Genomic DNA, 11,431 nt, shown 5'->3' on the forward strand with positions numbered 1-11,431 from the left:
GTATCTTTCTGTGAAGATGTTTAGAAATATAAAAACAGTAAAGTTATTTTTGGCAAAAGTCACTGGCAAGTATATCGTTTTTGTGTAAATAAATATCCCCAGAGAACATAAAAATAGATATTGAGCTAAGTGTTATGGTGCTGCTCAAAGTATTTACAAAGGAAAAAGAACTAATGGGAGTCTTAGCGAAAGAATGTGCAATTTAGACGCATATTAGCTAAATACATTTGTGTATTTATTTTGCTGATCGGATAAAAAAGACTCATAACCAGGCGAAACCCTCTTAAACAGAGGAGGAAATTAAAGTTGAAAGCTGGTTCGTTAACCGTTGTTGGCACAGGTATTCAATTAGTAGGTCATCTGACTTTGGCTGCAAAAGCCTGGATTGAACAAGCTGATAAAGTTTTGTTTGCTGTGGCTGACCCAGTGACAGCGAAGTGGCTGCGATCGCTCAATGCAACAGCTGAATCTCTGCCATACAATACCAACAATCAGCGCCGCCGAGAAACCTATTGTGAAATGACCGAGAAAATCTTGGCTGAAGTGCGCCAAGGATTGAATGTTTGTGCTGCTTTTTATGGTCATCCAGGCGTATTTGCAGACCCGGCACATGCGGCAATTAAACAAGCGCGTCAAGAAGGTTTTCGAGCGCGGATGCTACCAGGAATTTCAGCAGAAGATTGTTTATTTGCAGACCTTGGTCTTGACCCCGGTAAAAACGGTTGTCAGAGTTTTGAAGCAACAGATTTTTTAATCCGACAGCGTAAATTTGATCCCACGAGTGCATTGATTTTATGGCAGATTGCCATGGTGGGAAATCTCAGTTTTTATCAGCCAGGAGGAAACTTACATTCTCTGAAAATATTGACCGAAGTCCTCAACAGGTATTACGACTCTGAACATGAAGTAATTGTTTATGAGGCATCTGTTTATTATCCGGTTTGTGAACCTGTGATTTGTCGTGTGCCTTTGGCTAGGCTGCCAGAAACTGAGATGACAGAGGTTGCAACACTATATGTCCCACCCAAATCCCCAGCACCAATTGATAGGGAAATGTTGATGCGTCTGGGTATGTCTGTGTCTGTGGAACACAAGAAGGAAGAAACTAGCCAATGGAAAACTACCAACAAACTCTAATCAAATTGAATGGAGCAATTGAGAAAAATCCTCGTGATACTCAAGCGTTTGCCCACCGAGGAGAAACTTACCGCCTCATGGAGCGCTATCAAGAAGCCCTAGAAGATTTCCAGCAAGCGGTCAATCTCCAGCTAGATTATACTTGGGCGATCGCTCATCGAGGCGAAACCTACTATTTGATGAAGCGCTACCCAGCAGCCCTGGCAGATTTTAACCGCGCCATTGAGTTGAACCCTAACTATACTTGGGCGATCGCTCATCGGGGCGTCACCTATCGCTTTCTGGGAGAAGCACATTACACAATGGCACTAGCTGACTTGGATCTAGCTATTCAATTCAAACCGGATTACTATTGGGCGCTTGCTTATCGGTGTCGTGTGTATGAATTGATGAAGCACTACAAGAAAGCCCTCATCGACTTCGACCGAGCGATCGCTTTTGATAAAAATATTTTTGGGAAAAATTGGCTAATTGAGAAGGGGTTGATGCTTTGCTACGACGGTCAATATACTCAGGCGATCGCCTATTGTGAGCAGAGGTTGCAACAAGCCCCAGATGACACAACAGCTTTGTACTGCATAGCAGTATCCAAAGCATGTAGTCAAGGTTTATACCGCGCCAAAATAGAGATTGAGCAAGCCAGAACAGCATTGCACTCTCAACAGCAGACAAAAGACCAAGGAGATATTCTCTATCGTCTTAGCGGTTTGGCAATTTTAGAAAATAACTGCGAGCAAGCATGGCAATATCTCCGACAAGCTATTCCGATTAATGATGAAGCCATCGAGTTAGTTGGTCACGATCCAGCTTGGCTAGACTGGCGGTATAACCCCCAAACTCAGGCATTACTGATTAGTGGGGCGATTAATGCCGCCAACCTCGAAGAGTTAAGTTTCAAATAAATTTTTTAGGAGAATTTTATGCAGATTGATTGGAACGACCAATTTTTAGCTCAAAGAGGAGAAACCTTTCGCTTATCAGGGGCTTATGAACAAGCGATCAATATTTTTAATGAGTTCCTGCAAAAGGATGCAGACAATGCTTGGATTCATGCTCATATCGGCACAACTTACCGGCAGTTGATGGATTATGAGCAAGCAGAAGATCACTTAAAGCAAGCGACCGCCCAAAATGATGAGTATCTCTGGGCACATGCACAACTAGGTGAAACCTATCGCTTGCTGGCGATCGTCAATAATCGTCAAAAAGAATATATCGAACTAGCTATCAAACATTTTAAAAAAGCGTTTGATTCTCATAAACCAGAAAATAGTAATTATGCTTGGGCGTTAGCTCATTTAGGAGCAACCTACCGCCTGAGTATGGTTTGTTTTCAGCAGGAATCTTTGTGTATACAGATAGATCAAAATATTAAACAAGATGCTTTGAATTGCCTAAATAGAGCGATTGAACTCATCCCCACATATGCATGGGCGTGGGGTATGCGAGCAACGGTTTATAGATTAGCTCAAGAATATGAGAATTCATTTTGGGATTTAGGAGTAGAAACATTAATTGCACCAAATTCTGAGATTTTGCAAGGTTCTTCTTCGCCAGTTTCATCTTTGGAAAGTAGAAGAGTTAATCTGCATGAACATGCATTTTTATCTTTTTATTTAACTAAAAATGAAGCAGATAAAGAAGGAAAGCGCAAACATTATGAGCGAGCGATCGCTTATGCCTTGCAAGCTTTGATTATCAATCCAAATGACTTAATTGCTAAGCTGATTGTGATTGTAGTTAAAGCGAATCAAAAAAAAGAAGAACAAGATGGTTCTTTGTTAGAAATCAATGATATTAAAGAAGAAGTAGAGGAATTCTTGCAAGATGCAAGGCGAGATTTTTCTGAGGCTTGTCAGAAAGTATTACTATGTTTAGTTAAAGCCGAACGAATTAAAATCGAAGACTTGCAAAAAATTAAGAACAATGCTGGAGAGAAACATCCACTGACGCAACTTGTTTTAGAGGATGTCATCAATAACACTAGTTCAGATGTTGAAGAAGATCCGAAATTGTGGATACAGAAAAACTTTGCGCTCACAGAAACCTGTAGTAGCGTACTGACGCTATTTGGGAACTTAAGCCATATTCTCAACGGAGACCCTCTTCTTGGCAAAGCACAGCCCTATCGAGACCTTGCTGCAACAATCAATCCTATATATGCATTGGAGAGGATTTATCAAACTCCAGTACTTTCAGAAAGCGAGCGATCGCAAATCTTCAATCTTTTATCCGACTTAATCATATTATAGTTACACGTAACTAGCAATAAAATCTTTGCTCTGATAGCAAGGAAGGGTCAAAAATGAAGATTAGTTTGTATTCTTCATCAGTCACGACATCAAATCTTAGGAGAATATATCGTGAGTAACCTATTTCATCTACTAACTAACTTAGCAATTGAACCTAAAAAAGAAAGTGTTTTCATCAATAATCCTAAATTATTCATGGACGAGGTAGGCTTATCTGAAGCAGAGCAAGCTTTAATATTAAGTCAAGAAAGTACTAAAATTGCTGCATTGTTTGCAGATGAGCAAGTTGAACTTGCCATTAGTGCTGCTGACCCCGGCCCAGATCCCTTACCAGATCCAGACCCTTTTCCCATACCAGATCCAGGTCCTTCTCCTCCCACTGATGTGTATGCTTGATAAATATAATTAAGGTCAAATTGCTTATGACTCCCTAAAATTTTAATAGCGAATCAAGACTCCATTAACTGAAACCGCACTTGCTGCGGTTTTTTCCTAATAAAAACGCTTTAGAAGGAAGTAAAAATGCATAATTTTTCAGGTTATCAAATTACTGAAAAACTGCATGAGAGTAACAACTCGCTGGTTTATCGTGGCATTCGACTAGAAGATAGCCAGCCAGTTATCCTTAAAATACTCAAACAAGTCTATCCACCAACTGAAAAAATTGCTTGGTTTAAGAGAGAATATGAAACAACTCGAAGTATTAATATTCCAGGTGTCATAGATGTTTATAGTTTAGAAAATATAGAGAATCGCTGGGTAATTGTATTAGAAGATTTCGGTGGTGAATCTTTAAATAGGATAGTTACTTACAAGCAAATCACAATAGCCGAATTTCTCTATTTCGCAGTTGAAACTGTTGATATACTAGGTCAAATTCACCAGCAATATATTATTCACAAAGATATTAATCCATCAAACATTATTTTGAATCAAGAGACAGGAAAGCTGAAACTAATTGATTTTGGCATTTCGACAACGCTGTCACGGGAGAATACAACCTTTTGCAACCCGAATATTTTAGAAGGAACGTTAGCGTACATCTCGCCAGAACAAACTGGTCGAATGAATCGAGTAATTGATTATCGCACTGATTTCTACTCGCTAGGAGTGACCTTTTATGAATTGCTGACGAAGCAGTTACCTTTTCCTACAGATGATGTTTTGGGTTTAGTACATTGTCATATAGCTAAACAACCTATTCCTCCACACACTATTCAACCAGAAGTTCCATCAATTATTTCAGCAATTATTTTGAAATTAATGGCCAAAAATGCTGAAGATCGCTATTTGTCAGCATATACAATCAAGGCAGATTTAGAAGAATGTCTCAGACAATGGCAAAATAAAAAGCAAATTGACTCTTTCTTAATAGATCAACATAATGTTTGCGATCAATTTCAAATTACCCAAAAGCTGTATGGACGAGAACAAGAAATTTCTACCCTATTAGCTGCCTTTGAAAGAGTCAGTCAAGGCACTAGTGAAATGATGCTAGTTTTGGGATATTCTGGTATCGGTAAAACAGTGTTAATACAGGAAGTATATAAACCACTAACTTACCAGCGTGGCTATTTTATTTCTGGTAAGTTTGACCAGTTTCAACGAGATATTCCTTATGCCTCTCTAATCCAAGCATTTCGCTCATTAATACGGCAATTATTAACTGAAAGTGAAGCAGAAATTAACAAGTGGCGAGAAAAGTTACAAACGGAATTAGGAGAAAATGGACAGGTAATCATTCAAGTTATTCCTGAAATAGAACTAATTATTGGTTCACAACTACCCGTTCCAGATCTACCACCAGCAGAATTGCGAAATCGTTTTAATATTGTTTTTCAAAAATTTATTAAGGTATTTACTCAACCTGAACATCCATTAGTCATTTTCTTAGATGATTTACAGTGGGCAGATAAAGCTTCATTAGAATTAATTCAATTATTGATGACAGCAGTAAATAATAAATATTTGTTTTTCATTGGAGCATATCGGGATAATGAAGTTAACGAAGTACATCCATTGATTCAAAGTTTAGAAGCGATCGCCAAAGCAAAAGTAACTATTAATAGAATATTTCTTCCACCTTTAGCCTTAAATCAAGTTACAGAACTGATTAGTGATACGTTTTTTGTAAAATCAAGAACTGCCAAACCACTAGCGCAATTACTTTATGAAAAAACTGGCGGCAATCCATTTTTTATCAATGAGTTTCTTAAATCATTATACTCTGAAGAGTGGCTATATTTTAACTATGGTTTTCAAGAATGGCAGTGGAATTTAGACCAGATTAAAGCACAACCATTCACAGATAATGTTGTGGAACTGATGCTCAAAAAAGTAAAAAAAATGCCCACAAAAACTCAAGCAGTGTTAAAGTTAGCAGCCTGCATCGGCAACCAGTTTGATTTGAGAACGTTAGCAGCAATCTATGAAAAATCTACAAAAGAAACTGCAACAGATTTACGCTCAGCGCTCCGTTCTGGTCTAATTGTACCCCTTGATTATGCCTACCAATTGGTAGAACTTGATGTAGAAGGATTGTCAAATCAGTTAGTTGCAGAATACAAATTTGCTCATGATCGCATCCAACAAGCAGTATACTCTCTTATTCCTCAAGCAGATACACAAGCAGTACATTTACGTATTGGCAAGTTATTACTACAAAACACATCCTCTGAAGAACCTGAACAGAATTTATTTGAGATTGTTAATCATTTAAACAAAGGACGAGAGCTAATTAATCGACAAACAGAATTATATGATTTAGCTAAATTGAATTTACAAGCAGGTAAAAAAGCTAAATCTTCAGTGGCTCGTCAAGCAGCTTATAAATACCTCCAAACTGGCTTAAGCTTGTTGGGAAAAGAGAGTTGGTCGCAACAGTATCATATGACCTTAAATTTGTATGTAGAAGCAATAGAAGCAGCTTATACAATTGCTAACTATGATGAGATGGAATCATTGAGCCAAACAGTTTCACACAAAGCTCAAACACTATTAGATAAAATTAAAGTCTATGAAGTTAAAATGCAAGCTTATTGTGCCCAAATTAAATTTATTGAAGCGGTTAAGACTGGATTAGAAGTTTTGAATTTACTGGAAGTAGAATTACCTGAACAACCAAACCAATTAAATTTAACACAAGAGATAGAGCAGATAAAGTTAATGTTGGCAGGAAGAGAAGCCAAAGAATTAATCAGCTTACCACAAATGACCGATTTGCATAAATTAGCAGCAATGCGGGTGATGAATTATTTATTTGGCCCTGCATACATAGCAGTTAATCAACTCAGCTTAATAAATTGGTGCAAACAAGTGAATTTATCTATTCAATATGGTAATTCAGCTGATTCTGCTTTTCCCTATGCAGGTTATGGGCTAATTCTCTGCTTAACAGGAGAATTGGATAATGGCTATCAGTTTGGTCAGCTAGCTTTGAAGTTAATCGAACAATCTCAAGATAAAACATTTAAAGCCAGAACTTATGCAGCCTATAAATTCTTTCTTAAGCATTGGAATGAACCTTTAAGAGATACATCATCTTTTTGCATTGAAGCTTACCAAAGTGGCATAGAAACTGGAGATTTGGAGTATGCTGCTAGTGCAATTACAAGCTATGCCTATGCTTTATACCTCAGTGGCGCAGAACTGGTGGAGGTTAAGAAAGAGATGGAAAAAGCAATCGCTGCTACTCGTGAAACTCAGCAGAAAGCTTATCTTGATTGGGCACAAATTTACATGCAAGCTATCCTTAACTTGATAGAAAAAGCTGAAAACCCATGCCGTTTAATTGGTGAAATATACGACGAAGAAAAGATGATACCTGTTCATCTAGCAACTAATGATCGAACTGCAATGATGCACGCTTACTCACATAAACTTTCTCTATGTTATCTTTTTCAAGAATTTCAGCAAGCTGTAGAGAATGCAAACCAGTTTGAAGAATATGCAGCAAATGCAGGCTCATCATTTATTTTACCTACTGCTTACTTCTATGATGCACTATCTCGGTTAGCAGTCTACCCGAATAGCTCAGAGATTGAAAAAGAAGAAATTCTCAAAAATGTTAGTGCTAAACAAGCAAAAATGGAACTCTGGGCAAAGCAAGCCCCAATGAATTTTTTGCATAAATTTTATTTAATAGAAGCCGAACTTGCTCGTGTTTTAAATAAAGAACAAGATGCAAGAGAATATTACGATCGCACCATTACTTTAGCCAAAGAAAACGAATATCTCAATGAAGAAGCTCTTGCTTATGAACTAGCAGGTAAATTCTATTTAGCGAGAAATCAAAAACATATTGCTCGTTATTATCTACAAGATGCTCACTATGCTTATCAGCGTTGGGGAGCTATAGCTAAAGTCAAAGATTTAGAAACAAGATATCCCCAATTTATAGTCAATTCATCAACAGATAACTTTCCCACTCCATCGCATTCTTCAATAACCAACTCGGGTAAAACCACATCAAATGTTTTAGATATAAATAGCGTGATGCAAGCTTCGCAAGCCTTAGCTAGCGAAATTATGTTAGAAAAATTGCTAGAAAAGTTAATGAATATCGTAATTAAGAATGCAGGCGCACAAAAAGGCTTTCTGATTCTCAATCAAGCAGATAATTGGGTGATAGAAGCGGAAGGAACTATCAATTCTGGTAATGTTACTACACTACAGTCAATTCCTTTAGACTCAATAGATGCTCATAATCAAATCCCTCTGCTGTCAGTCTCCATTATTAATTATGTTGTGCGTACTCAAGAAAATGTAGTTTTAAATGATGCAACTCAAGAAGGACAATTTACTCGTGACGCTTACATCATTGCTACTCAACCCAAATCTATTCTTTGCACTCCTTTAATTCATCAAGGCAAACTCAGTGGTATTCTATATTTAGAAAATAATTTAACCACAGGTGCTTTTACAAGCGATCGCGTCGAAGTATTAAGAATCCTTTCTGCTCAAGCTGCCATCTCTATTGAAAATTCTCGCCTTTATGAACAATTAGAAGGCTATAACCGGAATTTGGAACAGAAAGTCAAAGCCAGAACTCAAGAATTAGAAGAAAAAAATCAACAGTTGGCCAGTCTTTTGCAAACGCTTAAAGCGACACAAACTCAAATTATTGCTCAAGAAAAATTAGCTTCTTTGGGAGCTTTAACGGCAGGTATTGCTCATGAGATCAAAAATCCCCTAAACTTTGTGAATAACTTTGCTGAGCTTTCTATCGAGTTAACTCAAGAACTAGAAGAAGAGATTGAGAATCAAAAAGATAGCTTAGAATCAGAAAGTAGAGAATATATTGCCGAAATTTTAAATGATCTCAAGCAAAACGCTCAAAAAATTTACGAACATGGTACAAGGTCTGACAATATTGTCAATGGAATGCTGATGCATTCGCGAGGGCAAATAGGCGAGCGAGAATTGACAGATATTAACGCTTTATTAAAAGAAGCTGTTGAGTTAGCTTATCATGGAATGCGTGCCAAGGAAAGCTCTTTTAATATAACTGTAACAATAGACTGCGATCGCAACCTCAGACAAATAATTGTCATACCACAAAATATTAGTCGTGCTTTTATCAATGTCATCAACAACGCTTGCTATGCAGCACATAAAAAGAAAATGCGTTTTTTAGCAGAACCACAACAAGAAAGGGAAATATTCTCACCTACACTTTCAGTCAGCACCAAAGATTTAGGAGAACAGATAGAAATCCGCATTCGTGATAATGGTGAAGGTATTTCTCACGAAGTATTAGATAAAATTTTTCATCCTTTTTTCACTACTAAACCTACTGGCGAAGGAACTGGTTTAGGCTTATCTATTACTCATGATATTATTGTCCAACAGCATCAAGGCAAAATTAAAGTAGACACAGAATTAGATAGCTACACAGAATTTATGATTAATTTACCTAAATTTCCATCTAAAAATAGCAATATGTAAATGTAAATCGCGCTCATGAAACTTTTGGTGCGTGACGCGTACCAGAGTTAAGAAAATATGTATTAGCACACCGTGATGATATGGAAGCTATGCGTGCGCTGTTTCATCATCCTAGTTTGAAGTGCAAAACTATGGCTCCACTCGCTATAGCAGATGAAACTCAAGTAGAGGAAAATATTCGCATCGCTGAGGAAGCAATTAAACACAGAGGGGAGTTTTTGTATTCGTACAACAGATTTAGTGATTTCAAGAATTATCTGAGCTTGATTTCATCCTAATTTCATCTGTGAATGAAAAACTAGTAAAAGAGTGCATTTATGAAACTGTTATCTCAATTCTCCAAAATTAGGAGACAAAAGCACTTTTAAGCGATCGCAATTCCCACTCAAGGACTTTGAATAGCGATGTCTAAATCTCTGCGTTCCCAAACACCTACAGCTATTAGTCGTGTTTCTGGCACATGCCTCAGCCTGCTGTTATTGGTAAGTCCTACAGTTGTTATGGCTCATGGTGGACATGGCGATGAATTTAAAGGAGCAACTGAAGCCACTACAACTAATAATTCTATTCGAGTTGATGCCGACACGTCTAAACGGTTAGGAATTAAAGTTGAGCCGGTTCAACGGCAAAAGTTAGCTATTGGCATCAAAACTACTGGACAAATCGAAACTCTTCCTAGTCAAAAAGTGGAAGTGACTACCCCAATTCAGGGGGCGAGAGTAGTTGAATTATTAGTAGAACCTGGTGCGTCAGTAACAAAAGGTCAGCCTGTTGCTGTTGTTACCAGTCCAGATTTAGTCACATTGCGCGTAGAATCTCAGGATAAACTAGCACAAGGTCAAGCTGATTTACAGCAGGCAGAAGCTGACTTGAGACTGGCTCAACAAAATTACCAAAGATATCAGCAAATAGCAAACTCTGAAATTGCCCAGGCACAGAGTCAGGTTGACTTTGCTCAAGAGAAGTACAACAAAGACAAGCAATTGGCTGATAGTGGTGCTTTGCCTCGTCGCAATGTTTTAGAATCTCAAACTCAGTTAGCACAAGCAAAAGCCGAACTCACTAAAGCCAAAAGCCGCCGGGATGTAATCGCAGCAGAAAATCAACTCAAACGCGCTCAAGCATCGGTTCAACTGGCAAAGTCAAATATTAATCGTAGTAATACTAGTTATCAAACTCGACTGGCTCAGTTAGGAAATCTGCCCAATTCTCAAGGACTAGTGACAGTAACTGCTCCCATCTCCGGCAAGGTTGCTAATAGAGAAGTAACTATTGGTCAAACTTTCAATGATGCAGGCGGCAAATTGATGACGATTGTCAATGACACTCAAGTGTTTGCTACAGCTAACATTTATGAAAAAGATTTAAGCAAAGTAAAAACTGGTCAAAGAATTATTTTAAAAGTTGCCAGTCTCAGCGATCGCACATTTTCAGGACGAATTTCCCGAATTGGAACGGCAGTAGAAGGAGAAACACGAGTTGTACCAGTACAAGCCCAGGTGAATAACTCTAGCGGTAAACTTAAACCTGGAATGTTTGCAGAACTAGAAGTTTTAACAAACCAAACATCAGCAGCTATTTTAGCTATTCCTACCTCAGCAGTGGTTGAAGTAAATGGTAAAAAACTTATCTATCTGCAAAATGGTAATGCTTTTCAGTCTACTGAAGTAACTTTAGGACAAACCTTTGGAGATCTGGTTGAGGTAAAAAGTGGTTTATTTGAAGGGGATATGATTGTCACTCAACGCGCACCACAACTTTATGCCCAATCATTGCGGGGTGGTAGCAAATCGGCATCTGGAGAAAAAAAGGAAGAAAATACTCATACAGAAGTCACCCCAACAAAAACAAACTTACCAATACCTTTATGGTTGTTTGCAACAGGAGGAGCAGTAATTGTTGGTGTTGCTGCTTTTGCGGCAGGTAGTTTTTGGTCAACTCGTCGAATACATCAGCATTTTGTCTCAGTTGGTCATCCTCAATATGATGGTTTTACTTATGAAAGTGAAACTCATATTGATAACCACAAGCAACCAACCACCTCAGATTCTACTCCTGTCTGTGATCAACCAGACAATCACATTTAATTATCTCAA

At 38.0% G+C, this 11,431-nt stretch carries 6 protein-coding genes and 1 pseudogene; all 7 read left to right on the top strand.

Going from position 1 to position 11,431, the window contains the following annotated elements; all coding sequences use genetic code 11:
* Positions 1-306 precede the first annotated feature (306 nt).
* Complete coding sequence (locus AC5JMF_RS05175; protein ID WP_495794657.1) at positions 307-1,137, top strand: SAM-dependent methyltransferase; 831 nt, start codon at positions 307-309, stop codon at positions 1,135-1,137.
* Complete coding sequence (locus tag AC5JMF_RS05180; RefSeq protein WP_495794658.1) at positions 1,113-2,039, top strand: tetratricopeptide repeat protein; 927 nt, start codon at positions 1,113-1,115, stop codon at positions 2,037-2,039. Before AC5JMF_RS05175 ends, AC5JMF_RS05180 begins: the two co-directional genes overlap by 25 nt.
* 18 nt (positions 2,040-2,057) lie before the next feature.
* Positions 2,058-3,389: a tetratricopeptide repeat protein gene (locus AC5JMF_RS05185; RefSeq protein WP_495794659.1), complete on the top strand. Its 1,332-nt coding sequence runs from the start codon at positions 2,058-2,060 to the stop codon at positions 3,387-3,389.
* A gap of 111 nt (positions 3,390-3,500) precedes the next feature.
* A complete protein-coding gene (locus AC5JMF_RS05190; RefSeq protein WP_495794660.1) occupies positions 3,501-3,785 on the top strand; it encodes a hypothetical protein in 285 nt (94 codons plus the stop codon).
* A gap of 126 nt (positions 3,786-3,911) precedes the next feature.
* A complete protein-coding gene (locus AC5JMF_RS05195; protein WP_495794661.1) occupies positions 3,912-9,335 on the top strand; it encodes a trifunctional serine/threonine-protein kinase/ATP-binding protein/sensor histidine kinase in 5,424 nt (1,807 codons plus the stop codon).
* A gap of 56 nt (positions 9,336-9,391) precedes the next feature.
* Positions 9,392-9,613: pseudogene (locus AC5JMF_RS05200) on the top strand (DUF6887 family protein); the annotation flags it as partial.
* 126 nt (positions 9,614-9,739) lie between these two features.
* Positions 9,740-11,422: an efflux RND transporter periplasmic adaptor subunit gene (locus AC5JMF_RS05205; RefSeq protein WP_495794662.1), complete on the top strand. Its 1,683-nt coding sequence runs from the start codon at positions 9,740-9,742 to the stop codon at positions 11,420-11,422.
* Positions 11,423-11,431 lie beyond the last annotated feature (9 nt).

It is taken from the genome of Desmonostoc vinosum, from assembly GCF_059505385.1.

Excerpts from the sequence above, each read along its gene's own strand:
- AC5JMF_RS05195 (WP_495794661.1), top strand. The coding sequence starts at position 3,912 with ATGCATAATTTTTCAGGTTATCAAATTACTGAAAAACTGCATGAGAGT.
- AC5JMF_RS05205 (WP_495794662.1), top strand. The coding sequence starts at position 9,740 with ATGTCTAAATCTCTGCGTTCCCAAACACCTACAGCTATTAGTCGTGTT.
- AC5JMF_RS05185 (WP_495794659.1), top strand. The coding sequence starts at position 2,058 with ATGCAGATTGATTGGAACGACCAATTTTTAGCTCAAAGAGGAGAAACC.
- AC5JMF_RS05180 (WP_495794658.1), top strand. The coding sequence starts at position 1,113 with ATGGAAAACTACCAACAAACTCTAATCAAATTGAATGGAGCAATTGAG.